Source organism: Paenibacillus sp. HGH0039 (genome assembly GCF_000411255.1).
Taxonomy (GTDB): Bacteria; Bacillota; Bacilli; order Paenibacillales; family NBRC-103111; genus Paenibacillus_F.
The window spans coordinates 3,054,019-3,074,356 of the sequence record NZ_KE150412.1 but is presented as its reverse complement, the minus strand read 5'-3'; the positions used below and the strand labels follow the sequence as shown (position 1 = coordinate 3,074,356).

The window sequence follows — 20,338 nt, the reverse complement described above, 5'->3', positions numbered from 1 at the left end:
GCAAGCTTCTCATCAAGTCCGCTCGACTTGCATGTATTAGGCACGCCGCCAGCGTTCGTCCTGAGCCAGGATCAAACTCTCCGATAAAGTTGTGCCGGCCAAAGGCCAGCGGTTTATCTCAAGCTGATTAAGCTCAAAAATTCGTTGCTGACGAGAATTTCTTCTCATTTAATGTCTCAATTACTTGAGACGCTTCAATCACTCGTTGTTCAGTTTTCAAAGGACAATCTCGGCTTTATCAGCCTCGTCGTTGTCCGCTTCGTTCCAGCGGCGACTTAATTAATATACCACATTCACCTAGTTGATTGCAAGCTTTTTTTTCGATGAATTTTTTCAGGTTTTTAATTTGTCGCTTCTTTCGGAAGGCGGAATACTAATATACCATCCGCTCGATACCATGTCAACAAAAAATATCTTCCCTAGGGAAGATATTTTTCATCGAACCTATTTGTCCCTAACGAGCTTCGATGACCTCTTGAATGTACAGGTTTCTTTCCATCGTAAGGTTAACGATTGTTCCGTTAATGTTGACCCAAGGACGTGTCGGGTACGACCGATCCGAGAAAACAATTTCGCCTACACGGTTATCGTTCAATTTTACAACGGTCCCGATATGAAAAGAAGTCACTTTGTCGATGAACGTATTGACGATCGCCGGATCGACTTTGCCGAAAGCATCTTTGCTCAGCTGCTCCAGAACCACATAAGGAGATGTGGCTTCCTGATGATAACGAACGCTTGTCATGGCATGAAAGATATCGGCTACTGCAACCACTTTGGAATAGATGTGAATCTGATCGCTTTTAAGACCAAGCGGATAGCCGGAGGCGTCCTCCCGCTCATGATGCTGAAGAGAACAAAGCTTAACTCCCTCGTTAAGGGCTGCTATCGGTTTTAGCACATTGTAACCGTATAGGGTGTGCTGGCGCATTTCCTCAAGCTCTATAGGTGTTAACTTGGTCGGTTTAACGAGAAGAGCCTGATCGATTTTGGCATTGCCGATATCATGCAGGAGTCCGGCGAGGGCTATCTGCATCCAATCCTTCTGAGGGAGTCCGTGCCATTTAGCCAGAAGATAAGATGTCAGAGAAACCATGATGCTGTTGTGATAGACGAAATCCTGAAGCTGAAACTGCCGCGGTGTAAACGTAAGGACCTGATACCCTTCTATATGCTCGATCAGCTTGTGAAGCTCATTACGCATCTCCAGCACCGGCAGGGCAGAATTGCCCAGCACAAGACCGAACGCTTTCTTTAGAAGCTGCAGCATTTTGTCGTAAGAAAGATCAAAGGATGAAATTTGTTTCGTATCTATATCCAATGAAGCAACCGCACCGGCCGATTCTTGACCCGAATTGCTTGTCCCATTATCAATGGTTACGGTAGAGATCAGGAATGCTTTCAGAATCTCCGCATCTCGCTCTGTCAGGATTCTGCCCTTATAAAATAATGCATTGCCGAAACGGCTGTTTACAGCCTCCAGAAGCTTATCGCCGGCTTTAATTTGTGAGACAGAGACTGTCCGCAAGGTGTTTCCCTCCGTTTTACCTAAGTTTGTCAATTTTATTGTAAAACAAAAAAGATGGGGATGTAAGTCCCCACCTCCGAATGTATTTATTAAATTTCAGTATCCTCTTCAGGATTTTCCACCTGTGTGTCTGTTTGTTCAGACGCTATCTGTTCCTGATCTTCTTCGTTGAACTCATCATCCTGGCTCTCCTCGCTCTTGGCCACATGAGTGACAGTTGCGACCTCATCATCCTCGCGGATGTTGATTAGACGAACCCCCTGCGTGTTACGTCCCATTTCAGAGATGCCCGAGATGCTTGTCCGGATAAGTGTCCCGCTCGCGGTAATGATCATCAGGTCTTCTTCGTTGTTCACGACTTTAAGACCTACTACCGCACCGTTCTTGGTGGTAACGTTGAGCGTTTTGATCCCCTTGCCGCCCCGTGATTGCACGCGGTATTCCGCTATCGGCGTCCGTTTGCCGAAACCTTTGGAGGTCACAATCAGGACACTCGCGTCTTCGTCAACCACGTCCATATCGATAACGGTATCTTCCGAACCGATTTGAATGCCTTTGACACCCGTGGCCGAACGGCCCATGGATCTGACATCGTCTTCAGGGAATCGGATGGACATGCCGTCACGTGTCCCCATGATGATGTGGCGTTTGCCATCCGTCAGTTTAACGCCGATAAGCGAGTCATCGTCACGGAGGTTGATTGCGATCAAGCCGCCTTTGCGGATATTGATGTAATCATCCAGTGGAGTTTTTTTCACAATTCCCCGCTTTGTGGCAAAGAACAAGTAGTTGTCCGCACTGAATTCCTGAACCGGGATAACGGCACTTACGGTTTCGCCCTGTTCAATCTGAATCAGATTGATGATCGGGGTTCCCCGCGCAGTCCGGCTAAGATCCGGAATCTCGTAGGCCTTAAGCTTGTACACTTTGCCTCTATCGGTAAAGAAGAGAAGGTAGTGATGCGTGTTGGTTACGAAAAGATGGTTTACAAAGTCATCCGTCTTCGTATCCATACCGACGATTCCGCGGCCTCCGCGTTTCTGGCTGCGGTACGTGTTTACCGGAAGGCGTTTAATATAGCCCGTGTGGGTAATAGTAATGACAACATCTTCTTGAGGAATCAAGTCTTCGTCTTCGATGCTGTCTTCGCCTTTGGTAATTTCACTGCGTCTTTCATCGCCGTAACTTTGTTTAATTTCATTGAGTTCATCACTGATGATAGCAAGAATAAGCTGCTCATCCGCAAGAATAGCTTTCAATTCCGCGATCCTTTGAAGAAGCTCGGCATACTCTTGTTCAATCTTCTCCCGCTCCAGACCTGTAAGGCGCTGCAGACGCATATCCAAGATGGCTTGCGCCTGATCGTGTGAAAGGTTGAAGGTTGTCATCAAGCCTTCACGCGCAGCTTCGGTTGTACGCGAAGAACGGATCAGGGCAATGACTTCATCCAGATTGTCGAGCGCGATACGCAGACCTTCGAGAATATGAGCACGGGCTTCGGCTTTGCGCAGATCGTATTCGGTACGTCTACGGATAATGACTTTCTGGTGCTCCAGGTAATAATAAATCATCTCCCTCAGGTTCAGAACCCGAGGTTCTCCATTTACGAGGGCCAGCATAATGATACCGAAATTGGACTGCAAAGCTGTATGCTTATACAAATTGTTAAGAACGACATTCGGATTCACATCACGACGCAACTCCATAACGATGCGCATACCGTTACGGTCCGATTCGTCACGTAAGTCTGTAATGCCGTCGATTTTCTTGTCGCGGACGAGTTCTGCGATTTTCTCAATCAAACGGGCTTTGTTTACTTGATAAGGAATTTCATGCACGATAATCCGCGCTTTATTATTCACTTCTTCAATGTCGGCTTTCGCTCTCATGGTAACGGAGCCTCTGCCTGTGGCATAAGCCTGCCGAATTCCTTCGCGGCCAAGTATATACGCACCCGTCGGGAAGTCCGGCCCCTTGATTGACTGCATCAATTCCAACGGGGTTACATCCGGGTTCTCGATCATTTGCTGAATTCCGTCTATAACCTCTCCAAGGTTATGCGGCGGAATATTGGTGGCCATACCTACGGCAATCCCGGAAGACCCGTTAACAAGAAGGTTAGGGAACCGTGCCGGCAGTACAACCGGCTCCTGTTCCTCTCCGTCATAGTTCGGAATGTAGTCAATGGTCTCTTTATTGATATCGCGGAGCATCTCCATAGCAATTTTGGAAAGGCGTGCCTCCGTGTAACGCATAGCTGCCGCCATGTCGCCATCGACGGAACCGAAGTTTCCGTGCCCGTCAATGAGCATGTAACGCAGCGAGAAGTCCTGTGCCATCCGGACCATCGTTTCATACACGGGAGAATCCCCGTGAGGATGGTACTTGCCGATTACTTCGCCGACGATTCTGGCTGACTTTTTGTGCGGTTTATCTGAATACATGCCCAGCTCGGACATTGCGTACAATATACGCCGGTGAACCGGTTTGAGGCCGTCCCGGACATCGGGAAGCGCACGGCTGACGATGATACTCATGGCGTAATCTAAAAATGAGGTGCGCATTTCCGAACTAATATCAACCTCAACGACTTGCGAACGCATTTCTTCGGTCATGATTTATCCTCCTGAAACGTGCATCCTAGACTGGAATAAATCCAGCCCTCTATCTCTTGAAGCTTTAAATATCCAAGTTCTTTACATACTTAGCGTGCTGGTGAATGAAATTACGTCTAGGTTCCACGTTGTCTCCCATCAGCGTATCGAAAATAGAATCGGCATCCATCGCATCCTGGATAGTGACTTGCAGCAGAGTGCGAGTTTCCGGATCCATGGTTGTATCCCACAATTGTTCCGCATCCATCTCCCCGAGACCTTTGTAACGCTGAACGTTGACTTTGGCTCCTTCGCCAAATTCTTTCATGATCTCATCCCGCTGCTTGTCGCTGTATGCATAGCGGGCTACTTTGCCCCGCTCCAGTTTATAAAGCGGCGGCTGGGCGATATACACGTACCCCACTTCAATCAGCTTGCGCATGTAACGATAGAAATACGTAAGCAGCAAGGTACGGATATGGGCTCCGTCGACGTCCGCATCCGTCATAATGATCAGCTTGTGGTAGCGGGCTTTGGTAATATCGAAATCGTCGCTGATGCCGGTACCCATCGCCGTAATAATGGCACGGATCTCAAGGTTCGATAAAATTTTGTCCAGACGCGCTTTCTCCACGTTCAAAATTTTACCCCGGATCGGCAGAATGGCCTGGAAGTGACGGTCACGGCCCTGTTTGGCCGACCCGCCGGCGGAGTCCCCTTCCACGATGTACAGCTCGCTGATAGACGCATCCTTGGACGAGCAGTCGGCCAGCTTACCCGGAAGGGAGCTTACTTCCAGCACGCTCTTGCGGCGGGTCAGTTCTCTCGCTTTACGGGCCGCTTCGCGCGCACGGGAGGCCTGGAGGCCTTTCTCCACGATCTTCTTCGCGATCGCCGGGTTTTCGTCCAGGAACTCGAGAAGCTTCTCGGCAAACAGAGAATCGACGATTCCGCGCACTTCGCTGTTGCCGAGCTTCGTCTTGGTCTGTCCTTCAAACTGCGGCTCGGGTATCTTGACCGAGATAATGGCGGCCAAGCCCTCACGAACGTCGTCACCGGACAGGTTAGAGCCGCTTTCTTTGATCGCATTCGTTTTGCGCGCGTAATCATTCAGAATCCGCGTCAATGCGCTTTTGAAGCCGGACTCGTGGGTACCGCCTTCGTGGGTATTGATATTGTTGGCAAACGAATAGATGTTCTCCGTATAGCTGTCGTTGTACTGAATAGCCACTTCAACCTGGATGTTCTCCTTGCTGCCCTCCACATAGATCGGAGGCTGATGAAGGGCTTCTTTATTGCGGTTCAAGTGCTCGACGAAAGATTTAATTCCACCCTCGTACATAAAGCTTTCGGACGTGTCCGTGCGTTCGTCGATCAGATTGATTTCGATACCTTTATTCAAAAACGCCAGTTCACGGATTCTGGATTGCAGAATCTCGTATTCGTATTCGGTCGTCTCCGTAAAAATCTCCGGATCGGGCGTAAACGTAACCGTTGTTCCGGTCTCTTCCGTTTCGCCTATAATCCGAAGATCGTATTGCGGTTTACCCTGGCGATATTCTTGTTCGTGGATTTTGCCGTGAAGCTTGACTCGTACGAGAAGATGCGAGGACAAGGCGTTTACAACGGAAATACCTACCCCGTGAAGTCCGCCGGAAACTTTATAGCCCGAATCGTCTCCACCGAATTTGCCGCCTGCATGGAGCACGGTGAGAACCACTTCAAGCGCGGGACGCTTCATTTTGGCATGTTCCCCTACGGGAATTCCGCGGCCGTTATCAATAACGGTTATCCGGTTGTCTTTATGAACGATGACGTCGATACGGGTACAATAACCGGCCAGCGCTTCGTCGATGGAGTTATCGACAACTTCCCACACGAGATGGTGGAGGCCGCGGCTGCTGGTCGAGCCGATATACATGCCCGGTCTTTTACGAACGGCTTCCAGCCCTTCCAGTACCTGAATCTGATTCTCATCGTACGAATTTTGGTTCAAAGTCATACACCCTTCACCTGCTTTTACATAGTCAAATCGCTCAGTTCGTCAACAGCTGATTTGCGCGTTTCTTCAAAGTCATTGAGGAGATTGGGGAATAAAACACTTTGCTTTGCGTCACGACAAGCGATTTGCATTCCTCTTCGCCAATGATCTCGATCTTCTTGCTGCGAGTAGCCTCTGCAATAAACTGCTTGGATATCTTCGAAGACTTCTCGATCGACAGATCGAAAATCGCGATGAGTTCCGAGGAACGAATAATCTTTTCGCCGCCTAAATGGATAAACACAATCTCTCAACTCCTGTCGATGACGCTGCCGCTCGAAACATGAAAAACGGCCGCATGGTCTAACTGGTCCAAATGGACGCTTTCGAGTCCGGTCGTTGTGATAAACGTTTGCACTTTCTTCTGGAACGTCTGGATGAGTTGGGTCTGTCTATATTCGTCAAGTTCGGAAAGAACATCGTCGAGGAGTAAAACAGGGTACTCGCCGACCTCCTCCCGGATGAGTTCGATTTCGGCTAACTTTAAAGAAAGAGCAGTCGTTCTCTGCTGCCCTTGGGATCCGTACGTTTGTACGTCTTTGTCGTTAATGCAGAAAAGAAGGTCGTCCCGGTGCGGACCGATCAATGAGACGCCTCTTCGCATTTCCTGTTCTTTTATCTGTGATAACTTTATCATAAATCGGTCCAATAAAACAGATTCATCTTCAAAGTGCCCGTCCGCAAAGGAAGGAGCATACTCCACCCGGAGCATTTCCTTGCCGTCGGTGATTCCCTGATGAATCTGCTCCGCCCAGCTTTGGAGTTTCTTTATAAAGCTTTGACGCTTTTTCATAATTTTAACACCAAAGGCCGCAAGCTGTTCATTCCACACATCAAGCATGGAGCTATTGGCCGCGGAAGGGGGGTAAGACTGCTTCAGCAAATTATTCCGCTGCACTAGCACCTTCTGGTATTGAGTGAGGTCGTAGAGGTAGCTGGGGTAAACCTGCCCGATTTCCATATCGAGAAACCTCCGGCGGATGCCGGGGCTTCCCTTCACGATTTCCAGGTCTTCGGGAGCGAACATCACCACATTGAGCGCCCCGACGTACTGGCTCAGCTTTTTTTGCTCAAGCCCGTTTACTTTCGCTTTCTTGCCTTTGCCCGATATCGCAAGCTCGAGCGTACTCATTCCGTATTTTCGTTCCACCTCGCCGAAAAGTCTGGCATGGTCCTCCTGCCATTGAATCAATTCCTTATCCTGATGGGTACGATGAGACTTGGTCAGTGCAAGCACATAGATGGATTCCAGCAAGTTGGTCTTTCCCTGCGCATTGGGACCTACAAAGATGTTAACATTCCGATCCGTCGAGATTTCCACATGTGGATAATTTCGATAATGATCCAACAACAGCCGTTTGACAAACAATGGCGTTCCTCCTGTGCTTCTCGGGCCTATTCCCGGGACACGACGAATTCCCCGCAGCCTTCTACGGCAACTTTGTCTCCGGAGTACAGCTTCCGCCCGCGGCGGTTTTCGATTTCTCCGTTTACTTCGATATGGGCTTCCTGAAGAAAGGATTTGGCCTGTCCCCCGGTTTGAATGCAGTCCGCCAATTTTAAAAATTGACCCAAGGTTATATATTCCGTACGAATGGTGACCTCTTTCATCGAGTCTCCTCCGTTTGTTTGATTTAATTGTCAGTTGCCTTAGTTTGTCGTGCGGTACGGGAGAATAAGCTGCAAAATATTTTGCTGTTCTTCCGGACGAATAATAATCGGCTGCATAGCGCCGGTAAACCCGATGTGAATATGGTCGCTATCCATGACTTTAAGCGCATCGAGCATATATTTGGAATTAAACGAGATCCGCAGGAGATCCCCGTTGATTTTCTGAAGCTGCAGTTGTTCCGTTACTTTGCCCAATTCGGACGAACTTGAAGAAACCTCGATGGTTTCATCTTCTTTCATCACGAGTTTAACGATATTGGTCTTATCTTCTCTGGAGAGAAGGTAGGCACGGTCGATCGCATCGGCCAGTTCTTTGGTGCCCACAACGAGTTCTGTCTGGAACGATTGCGGAATAAGCTTGGATGTATCCGGATAAGTTCCGTCCAGGATGCGCGTATAGAACAAAATCGAGTTCATTTTGAACAACACCTGATTATCCGCAATAACGATATCGATCAAGGAATTCTGATCCGGCAAAATTTTGCTCAGCTCGTTAAGCGTACGTCCGGAAATAACGATCGGATGGAATTTTTGCCCCGGCTCCAGATCGAGGTTAATCTCACGGGAAGCCAGTCTGTGGCGGTCGCAAGCGATAAATTTCAGCTTATTGTCCGAAATCTGCCAGAGTACACCGGTCAGAATAGGCGTAGTTTCATTCGTCGAAACGGAAAAAGACGTCTGCTTGATCATCGTTTTGAGCAGATCGCTTGGAATCCGGATCGTACGGCTTTCTTCGATTTGGGGCAGAAGCGGATATTCTTCAGGGTCGAGACCCATAATTTGTACTTCGGAAGATCCCGAACGAATCGTCGTTTGAAAATGGTCCTTAACTTCGATCTCGATCGTTTGGGAAGGGAGCTTGCGGATCATTTCCATGAAAAATTTAGCAGGGAGCACAACGCTTCCCGGTTGAAAGAGCTCAATTACTTTCAGCTCAGCAGTTTCGGTCGGCATAAAGCTTTGGATGGAAATGTCGGTGTCACTGGCAGTCAGTGTTACACCCTCTGAAGTGGCGTCTATTTTGATTCCGGTCAAAATCGGAATAGTCGTTTTACTGGAGATTGCCTTGGAGACGTGCTGAATGGATTCATTAAGATAATCTTTCAATATCGTTAATTTCATGTTTTCACTCCTGTGGTTCTAAATTCTAGCCGGACTGCATACCCTTATATAATACCTTTTTTTTATTAGTAATAGTAGTAGAGGCACTGGATATGTGGATATGTGGACGAAAGCCACAAAAAACAAGCCTATCCACATGTGCATAGTTTGTGCATAGGCTTGTAGTTATTAAGAGGACGGATTTTTGATTTTTTCCGTCAGGCTATGAATGATTTTGAAAAGTTCCTGATCTGTTTTCAGGGCTTCGCTAATTTTTTCGTGCGCATGGATGACGGTCGTGTGATCGCGTCCGCCGAACGCCTCGCCAATCTTGGGAAGAGAGAAATCGGTCATTTCCCGAGATAAATACATGGCAACCTGCCTAGGAAAAGCAACGGCTTTGGTCCGTTTCCTCGCTTTGAAGTCCTCCATTTTCAACCCGTAGAACTCTCCGACTTTCTGCTGGATATCCTGCATCGTAATGACCCGCGGCCGGCTTGAAGGGATAATATCTTTCAGCGCTTCCGCAGCCAGATGAGTCGTAATATCCTGGTTGCTCAAGGAGGAATAGGCGACGACCCTAATCAATGCACCCTCTAGTTCCCGAATGTTCGTATCGATCTGATTGGCGATATACACCATCGCTTCATTCGGAATTTCAAGATTCTCGGCCTTGGCTTTCTTGCGGAGAATGGCAATACGCGTCTCCAGATCCGGCGGCTGGATATCCGTAATGAGTCCCCATTCAAAGCGCGAACGCAGACGGTCTTCGAGCGTCGGGATCTCTTTGGGAGGCCGGTCGCTGGAAATGATAATCTGCTTGCCTTCTTCATGAAGGGCGTTGAATGTGTGGAAAAATTCTTCCTGCGTCTGTTCTTTACCCGCAAGAAATTGAATATCGTCTATAAGAAGCACGTCGATGCTTCTGTATTTGTTGCGGAATCCTTCACCGCGGTTGTCCCGAATCGCATTGATGAATTCGTTCGTAAATTTCTCGGACGAGATGTAGAGAACGCGCGCCCGCGGATTATGTTCGAGTACATAATGCCCGATTGCGTGCATCAAGTGGGTTTTCCCGAGTCCTACGCCTCCGTATAGAAAAAGCGGATTGTATGCTTTGGCCGGAGCCTCCGCAACGGCAAGAGAAGCCGCATGGGCGAACCGGTTGCCGGCACCGATAACGAACGTATCGAACGTGTACCGCGAATTCATCATATGATGAAAAGTTTCTTCTTGAACGGGAGCGGCAGGCTCCTTCGGAATTTCCGGGGGCGGGGCTTGTACCGCGACGGGTGATTTCTCGTCGGACTCGTTTATGAATTTGACCTCGACTTGTTTGCCGAGAAATTCATAGATCGTGGTCCCGATCATTTTCGCGTAGCGGCTTTCCAGCCATTCTTTCGCAAAATTGTTCGGTGCGCTGATGACGACAGTCGTATCCGTAAAGACGGTAGCTCTTGTGGATTTAAGCCAAGTATCGAAGCTCGGCTTGCTTAATTTTTTTTGTATGATAGACAGGACTTGCTGCCATGAGTCGGTCGTATGGCTATCCACAACAGTTCACTCCTTTAAACATAAAAAAGACTTGCGGAAAACGCCATGTCGCCTTGCTTCATGTCAATTACCACAAAATCTTGTCGATTCTTATCCACACGAGTCAGGTTATGCAGAAGAGACTTGCTCGAATAGAGGGAAAATTGTTCACAATGTTATCCACAGGCTGTTGATAAACGAAGGGTGTCAGGAGAATATCCACAACAGAAACAATACTATATTAGCAAATGAGAGAGGGATTATCAACGCAATGTTTTAATTTATCCACATATTCAACCCCTTGTGTAAAGTTAATATTAACACCACTAGATATTGTTGATAATTTGTTTGTTTTCGACAAGTTCTGCACAGAGGCCTGAAAAATTTGTACACAGGTTGTTCCGACCGAGCTTCCACCTTGACTTATAGCCTCTCTTTGTGCTTTAATTGAAAAAGACATTTTTGGGATTAGATAGATCCTCAGGGAGGTGCAAATAGATGCGTCCTACGTTTAACCCGAACACAAGAACACGGAAGAAGAACCACGGTTTCCGTAAAAGAATGAGCACGAAAAACGGCCGTAAAGTGCTGCAAGCACGCCGTCAAAAAGGTAGAAAAGTACTGAGTGCTTAATTGCCAGGCCACTTGATGTGGTCTTTTTTTCTGGATTTTTATAGGCTTGTGAGGGTTTCGACCGATTAAACCGCCCGTTACCGGTGAAAACTAAGTAATGGGCGGTCAAAGAAGCGGTTTTGTTTGGAGTGCTTGCTTGTGGAAAAAAAGCTTAGGCTTGCAAAAAGAGAAGATTTTCAAAAGGTGTATCGCTACGGAAAGTCGGCAGCGAACCACCAGTTTGTTCTATATTATATGCCTCGTCGTGAGAATGAACATTTCCGGCTGGGGATCTCGGCCAGCAAAAAGATTGGAAACGCCGTCATCCGCAACCGGCTGCGCCGCGTTTTAAAGGAAATTATCCGGCTGAACGAGGAACGGTTTCCCGGTGGCTACGATTATATTGTCATCGTGAGAAAGCCGGCCGTCGAAATGGATTTCCACGAGATGGAGAAGAGCATCTACCATGTTTTCAAACGGGCGGGGCTGCTGCGAAAAAACAGCTGATCCCGGCTCGATTTGAACATGCTTTAATTTCCAAGCAATTATTTCCTTGCCGGATTAAACTATGGTATAGTTTATGGTGGAATAGAAAACTGGGAGGACCTCAATTGATTCGTCGAACCTACAAATATGCACCACTTCTTTTGCTGTTGTTCGTGCTAACGGGTTGCGGCACGTCGCCTACCTCGTATCCTCCATTGGATCCCGCGACAGCAGGATTTTTCACCAAATACTTCATTATCCCTCTGTCTGATCTGCTCGATTTCTTTGCCAATTCGATTGGCAATTCGTACGGTATCTCTATCCTGATCGTGACTATCATCATCCGCCTGATCGTTCTGCCGCTGACGCTGAAGCAGTACAAGAGCTCTAAGCGTATGCAGGAAGTACAGCCGGAAATGGCTAAACTCCGCGAGAAGTTTAAAGATAACCCGCAAAAGCAGCAGGAAGAGACAATGAAGCTTTTCCAGAAGCATGGTGTCAATCCGCTTGCCGGATGTTTCCCGATTCTGATTCAGATGCCGATTTTGCTGGCGCTTTATCAAGCGATCGTACGGAATCCGCACATTTTTTCTCACCAATTTCTATGGATGGAACTCGGTAAACCCGATCCGTTCTATGTACTGCCGATCCTAGCGGCGGCTACTACGTTCATTCAGCAGAAAGTGATGTCGGCTCAGAACCCGATGAACAAACAGATGCAGAGCATCATGTTTATTTTCCCGGTGATGATCTTCGTGATGTCGATGAGCTTCGCATCCGCTTTGCCGCTGTACTGGATTTACAGCAACGTCTTCACCATCGTTCAGACCTATTTCTTGTACGGTCGATCTCCTAAAACAAAAGGTGGACAGGCTGCATGAAAAAAGTGATTGCGACGGGAAAAACGATTGATGATGCAATAAAGGCCGGTCTTGTGCAGTTAAGCACTACGCAAGACCGGGTGCATGTCACCGTCCTGGAACAGCCGTCCAAAGGTTTTCTCGGATTGATCGGCACGAAGGAAGCGAAGGTGGAGCTCGAGAAGATCCCGGATCCGATCGAAGAAGCCATTGCTTTTCTGAAAGAGCTGTTCGATACGATGGGGCTGGCTATCTCCATTGACCAGAAGCAAACGAAAGAAGGCCATTTGTTTAACTTAAGCGGATCCGAACTCGGAATATTGATCGGTAAAAGAGGACAAACTTTGGACGCGCTTCAATATTTGGTCAATATCGTCGCAAATCGGTTCTCAAATGCGCATGTCCGCATCCTGCTCGATGCCGAGCAGTTTAGAGACAGACGGAAGCAGACGCTGCAGGAACTGGCACACCGGCTTGCGGGCCGTGTCGTCCGTTCTCGGAAGGAATTGATTTTGGAGCCGATGAACGCTCAGGAGCGCAAAATCATTCATGCCGAGCTACAATCGCATCCGTCGGTGAAAACATACAGCAAAGGCGACGAGCCGAATCGTCGCGTTGTAATTACGTTAAGATAACTGTCTGCAATGACCCTGTATTTTCTAGGCGTCATTGCTTTTTTCATAATTTGAGCGGTTACCGCTCCGCTTACGGGGTGTTTATTTTATGATTTCAGATACAATTGCCGCCATTGCCACTCCACTCGGGGAAGGCGGTATAGCGGTTGTGAGAGTCAGCGGCGACGAAGCCGTCAAGCTAGTGGAGCCGTTATTCCGGTCTAAAGTGAAATTGTCCGAGGCTCAGACACATACCATTCATTACGGGCATATCATTCACCCTTCATCGGGTGATAAAATAGAGGAAGTTCTTATCAGCGTCATGCGTGCACCGCGTTCTTTTACGACGGAAGATGTCGTTGAAATCAACTGTCACGGGGGAATTGTCTCCGTCAAACGGGTGATGGACCTCCTGCTGGAGCAGGGGATACGTGTTGCCGAGCCTGGTGAGTTCACCAAGCGCGCTTTTCTGAACGGACGGATCGACCTGACCCAGGCGGAAGCGGTCATCGACCTGATCCGGTCCAAATCGGACCGTGCTTTTCAAATTGCGCTGAAGCAGGTGGACGGCAATTTATCCAAAGCGATAGGCGAGCTGCGCTACCAGCTGGTTGAGCTGATGGCTCATATTGAAGTGAACATTGATTATCCGGAGCATGACGTTGAGGAAATGACCAATGCGTTTATCCGCGAACGCTGCATTCAAGTGAGTTCCCGTATCGACGAGCTGTTAAGAACGGCCGAACACGGGAAGATTTTGCGTGAGGGCATTGTGACGGCGATTATCGGCAAGCCGAACGTCGGAAAGTCCTCGCTGCTCAATACGCTGGCGCAGGAGAACCGCGCTATCGTCACGGATATTCCGGGGACAACCCGGGATGTGATCGAGGAATACGTCAATGTGGGCGGTATTCCGCTCAAGCTTCTTGATACGGCCGGTATCCGGGAAACGTCGGACCTTGTAGAGCAAATCGGGGTTGAGCGTTCCAGGACGGCTTTGTCCGAAGCGGATTTGATTCTCTTGGTGTTAAACAGCAGCGAACCGCTGCTGCCTGAAGAACTGGCCATGATAGAAGAACTGCGACAGCGTCAAACTATCGTCATTTTGAATAAAACGGATCTTCCCTTACAAATAGATAAAGATGAGATCGAAGCCAAATTCCCGCAGGGACGAGTGGTTTCTCTATCTCTTCTGGAAGGAAGCGGCCTCGCGGAGCTGGAAAAAGCGATCTCGGCTATTTTCTTCGAAGGTAATTTGGAGTCCACGGATTTGACCTATGTCAGCAACGTCCGGCATATCGGACTGCTGAAGCAGGCCAAAGGCTCGCTTCGTGAAGCAATGGAAGCCAATGATGCCTATGTGCCAATCGATATGATTCAGATTGATATCCGTGCTGCGTGGGAGCATCTCGGTGAAATTATAGGAGATTCGGTTGCCGAATCGTTGATTGATCAAATTTTTTCACAGTTCTGTCTTGGGAAATAAGACGGTATAGGAGGTAGAAAAGATGGGCTACTCAGCCGGGAACTACGAAGTTATCGTCATCGGAGCGGGCCATGCGGGTGTAGAGTCGGCGCTGGCCGCAGCCAGAATGGGCTGTGAAACGCTTCTGCTTACCATCAACCTGGATATGGTTGCTTTTATGCCTTGCAATCCCTCTATCGGAGGACCTGCAAAAGGGCATGTTGTCCGGGAGATCGACGCGCTTGGCGGAGAAATGGGACGCAATATCGATAAAACGTACATTCAGATGCGGATGTTGAACACAGGAAAAGGGCCGGCCGTTCATGCACTGCGTGCTCAGGCGGATAAATTTCTGTATCAGCACATGATGAAAGAAACGATTGAAAGCACTCCGAACCTGACGTTACGTCAGGGGATGGTGGAAGAACTGCTTGTGGAGGATGGCGTCTGCAAAGGCGTAGTCACGAAGACTGGGGCCGAATATTACGGCAAAGCGGTCGTTCTGACGACAGGTACTTATCTGCGCGGGAAAGTAATTATGGGTGAACTTATGTATGAAAGCGGCCCTAACAACCAACAGCCTTCTGTCCGGTTGTCCCAATCTCTGCGTGATTTAGGTCTGGAACTCGTTCGTTTCAAAACGGGAACTCCGCCGCGTGTGCACAAGGACTCCATTGATTTTTCCAAAACGGAAATTCAGCCCGGGGACGAAAATCCAAGATTTTTCTCCTACGAAACGAAAGAGGGCACTCAAGATCAGCTGCCATGCTGGCTGACTTATACGACCGAGAATACTCACGAGATTATTAACGATAATCTGCATCGTGCGCCGATGTTTTCGGGAGCCATTGAAGGAACGGGTCCCCGTTATTGTCCGTCTATCGAGGATAAAATCGTCCGTTTTGCGGATAAGCCGAAGCATCAGATTTTCCTTGAGCCGGAAGGCCGTAATACGTCCGAGTACTATGTGCAAGGACTGTCGACAAGCATGCCGGAAGATGTGCAGCTCAAAATTTTGCGTTCGATTACAGGCTTGGAGAAGGTTGAAATGATGCGTACCGGTTACGCTATCGAATACGATGCGGTTGTTCCGACGCAGCTGAAACCGACCCTTGAAACGAAACAGGTTGAGGGTTTGTTTACGGCAGGGCAGATCAACGGAACCTCGGGTTATGAAGAAGCGGCCGGGCAAGGCATCATGGCCGGTATTAATGCGGCCTGCAAGGTGCAAGGGAAGGACCCGGTCATCCTCGACCGTTCCGAAGGCTACATCGGCGTGCTGATCGATGACCTGGTGACCAAGGGGACGCCGGAGCCATACCGTTTGCTCACTTCGCGTGCGGAGTATCGTCTGCTGCTGCGTCACGATAACGCCGATCTTCGGCTGACTCCGATCGGTCATAAAATCGGGCTGATTCCGGAAGAACGTTACCAGCGTTTTATGGAGAAGAAGGAACAGATCGAACAGGAACTTCAGCGTCTTAAAACGACCAAGGTCCGTCCGGAACCTCACGTTCAGGCTATTCTCGAGGAAGCGGGCACCGTTCTGCTGAATAATGCCGTGGATCTTCTCACCCTTCTGAAACGCCCGGAGATCAACTACTCTCACATTGAGGGTATGCTTCCTCTGCCGGTAGAGCTTTCCGATGAGGTAAAAGAGCAGGCCGAAATTCAAGTGAAATATGCGGGGTATATCGAAAAACAGCTGGCGCAGGTAGAACGGCTTAAAAAGATGGAAAAGAAAAAGATTCCGGACGATATCATCTATGAAGATATTCACGGAATTGCAACGGAAGCAAAGCAGAAGCTCGCAAAAATTCGTCCCGTATCCATCGGACAGGCGAGCCGGATCTCTGGTGTAACACCGGCGGATATCTCCATCCTGCTCGTGTACCTGGAGCACTATAACCAAGTTATCGCTGCAAGGGGATAGAGGAATTTATGACCGATTTAATACAAGAGCAGTTTGTTAGTCATTTGCAGCCCCACCAGCTGTCTTTCTCCGATGAACAGCTCCAGCAGTTCGAGACGTATTACCGTTTGCTCGTGGAGTGGAACGAGAAAATTAATCTAACCGCGATCACAGAGCGCGACCAGGTTTATTTGAAACACTTCTACGATTCGCTTTCGCTTGCCTTTTATGTGGATATGGAAAAAGTAGATACCCTGGCGGATATCGGATCTGGTGCCGGTTTCCCCAGCATCCCTTTGAAAATCGCTTTTCCGCATCTGAAAGTTACGATTGTGGATTCTTTGAACAAACGGATTGTTTTTCTGAATGAGCTCGTAAAAGAGCTTGGACTGACGGATGTAACGTGTGTCCATGCCCGTGCGGAAGATGCAGCCCGGCTGCAGCAGCACCGTGACCGGTATGATCTGGTTACGGCGCGGGCAGTCGCTAGGCTCAGCGTGCTAAATGAATTTTGCCTGCCTTTTGTGAAGGTAGGGGGATTGTTTGTTGCAATGAAGGCCGCGGATGCGGAAGAAGAGATGAAAGAGGCAGCCTTTAGTATAGGCTTGCTCAAAGGCCGGCTTAAACAGGTAGAACGTTTGGAATTGCCAGTCGAGAAGTCCGTACGGCATTTTATCCAAATCCAGAAAACAGCACCTACACCCGGTAAATATCCTCGTAAAGCTGGATTGCCTTTAAAGCAGCCCTTAGTGAAATAGGATGTTTCACGTGGAACATCATTACCAGGAATTTCATGAATTCTTACCTTTATTGGCAGGAAAAAGATGGGTAGCTGACGAATATCTTATATAGGGGATTTTTACGCAATTAAAGATCTATGGATAGAATTGTCGTGACAGGGGAGTCTGCGACCCTTCTTTAATTCTTTGGTTTCAGATAAACGGGTTGGTAGAATGCCGAAGCTTTGCTTTCTCCTTCCTGTAAAATATCGGGGAAGAGTTGGGTGGTATTATATTCATGAAAGAGCAGCTGTCAAAACTTTTTGGTTTTACGGAGCGAAGCAATATGGATGAAGTTAAAAACATTCCCGTACAAAACATCAATCCGAGTCCGTACCAGCCAAGAACGATTTTTGATGATGATCGCATTGATGAACTTTGCCAAACGATTCGTACACATGGCGTTATTCAGCCTATCGTTGTAAGGGTACGTAATAATACTTTTGAGTTAATAGCAGGGGAACGCCGATTAAGAGCGGTCAAAAAGCTCGGTCTGGAAACCATCCCTGCCATCGTGCGGGAATTCAACGATTCTCAAGCTGCGTCTATTGCTTTAATCGAAAATCTGCAGCGTGAAGGTTTGACGGCGATCGAAGAAGCGGCCGCTTATCAGCAGCTTATAGAGATGCATGATCTCACACAAGAAAGTCTGGCACAACGACTGGGCAAAAGCCAATCGACTATCGCCAACAAGATTCGTCTGTTGAATTTGAGCGAACCTGTTAAAATGGCACTTATTGAGCGGAAGATCACGGAGAGGCATGCACGTGCACTGCTTTCTTTGGATCAAGAAGAGCTTCAGGTAAAAATTCTTGAAGAGGTTATTGCTAAAGAGCTTAATGTGAAGCAGACGGAAACACGCATTCAATTTTTGAAAGAAGCTACGCAGATTAAGAAAAGCAAACGTGTTTCTTATTCGAAAGATGTACGTCTGGCGCTAAATACCATCAGACAGTCCGTTGAGATGGTGGCCAGTTCGGGTCTCAATATTAATACGGCTGAACAGGATCATGAAGATCACTACGAAATCATCATTAAAATTCCTAAACAGCATTCGGCAAAATAATCAAGGGATTAAAGCATAATCCTCCTGTATGACAAAGGCAGTCTCCCGTAAAGGAAGCTGAATTTGTAACAGGAGGTTTTTTTGTTAGGAAGATTGGAATGTGGAATTAATTGAGGGGGATACCAGAAAAGGTTTTTAAAAATTCAGCTGCAAAATATCAGGAAGAGTGCAAACTTTTTAGGTGCGAGATACGTCATAGGTTTGTTCGTTATTTACTGCATGCATTCTAAGTGGGAAAGAGCCGCATGTGTATAGTTTAATTGACGCTTGGAAACCGATTTGAAACTACAGTCGAGCAATCTGCCAAATTTCTTCATTTTGTTGTCGGAACCTGCATTTTTATTAGTTTCGTTCTCTTGATTATGGTAATATAGTAGTATTCTCTTTGTTAAATTTTTAATGAGAGGTTTTAAGGTAGTGGGGTGAATGAATTGTCCAAGACAATCGCGATAACGAATCAAAAAGGCGGCGTAGGGAAGACAACGACATCTGTCAATCTGGGTGCTTGTTTGGCTTCGCTCGGCAAAAAAGTACTGCTGGTGGACATCGACCCTCAGGGTAATACGACGAGTGGGATTGGGGTCAATAAAGCAGATGTGGAATACTGTATTTATGACGTCCTAATTAATGATATTCACCCGAAAGACGCTACAGTTGCTACTAAAATTCCGAATTTGAACATTATTCCGGCTACTATCCAATTGGCGGGCGCCGAAATTGAATTGGTTCCAACGATATCGCGTGAAGTTCGGTTGAAAAAATCGCTTCAGCTTGTCGAGCATATGTACGATTATATCCTCATCGATTGTCCTCCGTCGTTAGGGATTTTGACCATTAACTCACTGACGGCTTCCGACTCCGTGATTATCCCGATCCAGTGCGAGTATTATGCGCTTGAAGGATTAAGCCAGCTGTTGAATACAGTCAGACTTGTGCAGAAGCATTTAAACACATCACTGCAAATTGAAGGCGTTCTCCTAACGATGTTTGACGCCCGTACAAACCTAGGTATTCAGGTCATTGAAGAAGTGAAGAAATATTTTCAGCAAAAAGTGTATCAAACGATTATACCGCGTAATGTCCGACTCAGCGAAGCGCCGAGCCATGGACAATCCATTATTACTTATGACCCGCGGTCTAAAGGTGCGGAAGTATACTTAGAGCTTGCAAAGGAAGTGATTAGTCTTGAGCAAACGACTAGGTAAAGGTCTCGGAGCGCTTATTCCGGAGCTGGAGATCGGGGAAGAGGACAAGGTCATTGAGATCCCTTTGAATCAGCTGCGGGCGAATCCATACCAACCTCGTAAACATTTTAACGAAGACGGTATTCAAGAGCTGGCTTCTTCCATCAAGGAACATGGCGTTATTCAGCCGATCATTGTTCGTACGGTTTTAAAAGGCTACGAGATTATTGCCGGGGAGAGAAGATTCCGCGCTTCTCAGGCAAGCGGTTTAGCAACCATTCCAGCGGTTGTGAAAAAGCTTAGCGATCAGCAGGTTATGGAAATCGCATTGATCGAAAACGTTCAGCGTGAAGATTTGAATGCGATGGAGATTGCAATCGCTTATCAAGCCATCATAGATCAGTTTTCATTAACGCAAGAAGAGTTGTCTGTAAAAGTAGGCAAGAGCCGTTCTCATATCGCGAACTTCCTGCGTCTTCTTCATTTGCCTGAATCCATCAAGCAATATGTTTCACGTGGAACACTGTCCATGGGACATGCCCGTGCGATTGTAGGGGTTAAGGATGACAAGGTGAAGAAAGAACTGACGGATGCTTGTATTAACGGTCAATGGAGCGTTCGCCAGTTAGAGGAAGAGATTAAGCGGCGTGAAGAGCTTGCTTCCGAAGACAAGGAAAAACCGAAAGTGAAAGACAAGAAGAAAGATCCTTATCTTCATCAGGCGGAAGAGCAGCTTCAGGATCATTACCGTACGACGGTCCGGATCAAGCATCAAAATTATAAAGGACGGATCGAACTGATGTATTACTCCAAAGATGATTTGGAAAGATTGCTGGAAATGCTTCAAGGGCAGATTTCCTGATTGTTTATCTAACTAAACCATACATAGCAT

At 47.7% G+C, this 20,338-nt stretch carries 18 protein-coding genes; 10 read left to right on the top strand and 8 right to left on the bottom strand.

Going from position 1 to position 20,338, the window contains the following annotated elements; genetic code table 11:
- Positions 1–454: 454 nt before the first annotated feature.
- The 8 genes from HMPREF1207_RS13480 to dnaA all read right to left on the bottom strand — a co-directional run bounded on the left by HMPREF1207_RS13480 (position 455) and on the right by dnaA (position 10,489).
- Complete coding sequence (locus tag HMPREF1207_RS13480) at positions 455–1,528, bottom strand: HD-GYP domain-containing protein (RefSeq protein ID WP_009673432.1); 1,074 nt, start codon at positions 1,526–1,528, stop codon at positions 455–457.
- 89 nt (positions 1,529–1,617) lie between these two features.
- A complete protein-coding gene (gene gyrA, locus HMPREF1207_RS13475; protein WP_009673409.1) occupies positions 1,618–4,143 on the bottom strand; it encodes a DNA gyrase subunit A in 2,526 nt (841 codons plus the stop codon).
- A gap of 64 nt (positions 4,144–4,207) precedes the next feature.
- Positions 4,208–6,124, bottom strand: coding sequence for a DNA topoisomerase (ATP-hydrolyzing) subunit B (gene gyrB, locus HMPREF1207_RS13470; protein ID WP_009673452.1), 1,917 nt, complete (start codon positions 6,122–6,124; stop codon positions 4,208–4,210).
- A gap of 34 nt (positions 6,125–6,158) precedes the next feature.
- On the bottom strand, positions 6,159–6,407 hold the full coding sequence (gene remB / locus HMPREF1207_RS13465; RefSeq protein ID WP_009673439.1) for an extracellular matrix regulator RemB: 249 nt from the start codon (positions 6,405–6,407) through the stop codon (positions 6,159–6,161).
- A 6-nt stretch (positions 6,408–6,413) separates the two neighbouring features.
- Positions 6,414–7,532, bottom strand: a complete 1,119-nt coding sequence (gene recF / locus HMPREF1207_RS13460; protein ID WP_009673481.1) for a DNA replication/repair protein RecF — start codon at positions 7,530–7,532, stop codon at positions 6,414–6,416.
- A gap of 26 nt (positions 7,533–7,558) precedes the next feature.
- Complete coding sequence (yaaA, locus tag HMPREF1207_RS13455; protein WP_009673395.1) at positions 7,559–7,774, bottom strand: S4 domain-containing protein YaaA; 216 nt, start codon at positions 7,772–7,774, stop codon at positions 7,559–7,561.
- A 39-nt stretch (positions 7,775–7,813) separates the two neighbouring features.
- Positions 7,814–8,956 (bottom strand): DNA polymerase III subunit beta, encoded by a 1,143-nt coding sequence (gene dnaN / locus HMPREF1207_RS13450; RefSeq protein ID WP_009673444.1) that lies wholly within the window; start codon positions 8,954–8,956, stop codon positions 7,814–7,816.
- Between the two features lie 168 nt (positions 8,957–9,124).
- Complete coding sequence (dnaA, locus tag HMPREF1207_RS13445; RefSeq protein ID WP_016423740.1) at positions 9,125–10,489, bottom strand: chromosomal replication initiator protein DnaA; 1,365 nt, start codon at positions 10,487–10,489, stop codon at positions 9,125–9,127.
- A gap of 477 nt (positions 10,490–10,966) precedes the next feature.
- Between dnaA and rpmH the strand changes: the two genes are divergently transcribed.
- The 10 genes from rpmH to HMPREF1207_RS13400 all read left to right on the top strand — a co-directional run bounded on the left by rpmH (position 10,967) and on the right by HMPREF1207_RS13400 (position 20,308).
- Positions 10,967–11,101 (top strand): 50S ribosomal protein L34, encoded by a 135-nt coding sequence (gene rpmH / locus HMPREF1207_RS28810; RefSeq protein ID WP_009673467.1) that lies wholly within the window; start codon positions 10,967–10,969, stop codon positions 11,099–11,101.
- 138 nt (positions 11,102–11,239) lie between these two features.
- Positions 11,240–11,587, top strand: coding sequence for a ribonuclease P protein component (gene rnpA / locus HMPREF1207_RS13440; RefSeq protein ID WP_009673476.1), 348 nt, complete (start codon positions 11,240–11,242; stop codon positions 11,585–11,587).
- Between the two features lie 104 nt (positions 11,588–11,691).
- Complete coding sequence (locus tag HMPREF1207_RS13435; RefSeq protein ID WP_016423739.1) at positions 11,692–12,447, top strand: YidC/Oxa1 family membrane protein insertase; 756 nt, start codon at positions 11,692–11,694, stop codon at positions 12,445–12,447.
- Entirely contained in the window at positions 12,444–13,061 is a 618-nt protein-coding gene (gene jag / locus HMPREF1207_RS13430; RefSeq protein ID WP_009673436.1) for an RNA-binding cell elongation regulator Jag/EloR, read from the top strand. The genes HMPREF1207_RS13435 and jag overlap by 4 nt, the downstream gene beginning before the upstream one ends.
- Before the next feature lie 88 nt (positions 13,062–13,149).
- Positions 13,150–14,526, top strand: coding sequence for a tRNA uridine-5-carboxymethylaminomethyl(34) synthesis GTPase MnmE (mnmE, locus tag HMPREF1207_RS13425; RefSeq protein WP_009673451.1), 1,377 nt, complete (start codon positions 13,150–13,152; stop codon positions 14,524–14,526).
- A gap of 22 nt (positions 14,527–14,548) precedes the next feature.
- A complete protein-coding gene (mnmG, locus tag HMPREF1207_RS13420) occupies positions 14,549–16,438 on the top strand; it encodes a tRNA uridine-5-carboxymethylaminomethyl(34) synthesis enzyme MnmG (RefSeq protein WP_009673482.1) in 1,890 nt (629 codons plus the stop codon).
- 8 nt (positions 16,439–16,446) lie between these two features.
- Complete coding sequence (gene rsmG, locus HMPREF1207_RS13415; RefSeq protein WP_009673428.1) at positions 16,447–17,175, top strand: 16S rRNA (guanine(527)-N(7))-methyltransferase RsmG; 729 nt, start codon at positions 16,447–16,449, stop codon at positions 17,173–17,175.
- 259 nt (positions 17,176–17,434) lie between these two features.
- A complete protein-coding gene (noc, locus tag HMPREF1207_RS13410; RefSeq protein WP_009673389.1) occupies positions 17,435–18,262 on the top strand; it encodes a nucleoid occlusion protein in 828 nt (275 codons plus the stop codon).
- Between the two features lie 431 nt (positions 18,263–18,693).
- Complete coding sequence (locus HMPREF1207_RS13405; RefSeq protein ID WP_036739716.1) at positions 18,694–19,467, top strand: ParA family protein; 774 nt, start codon at positions 18,694–18,696, stop codon at positions 19,465–19,467.
- The gene (locus HMPREF1207_RS13400) at positions 19,448–20,308 is read left to right on the top strand and encodes a ParB/RepB/Spo0J family partition protein (RefSeq protein ID WP_009673433.1); all 861 of its coding nucleotides are present in this window, start codon (positions 19,448–19,450) and stop codon (positions 20,306–20,308) included. Before HMPREF1207_RS13405 ends, HMPREF1207_RS13400 begins: the two co-directional genes overlap by 20 nt.
- The last annotated feature ends 30 nt before the right edge of the window (positions 20,309–20,338 follow it).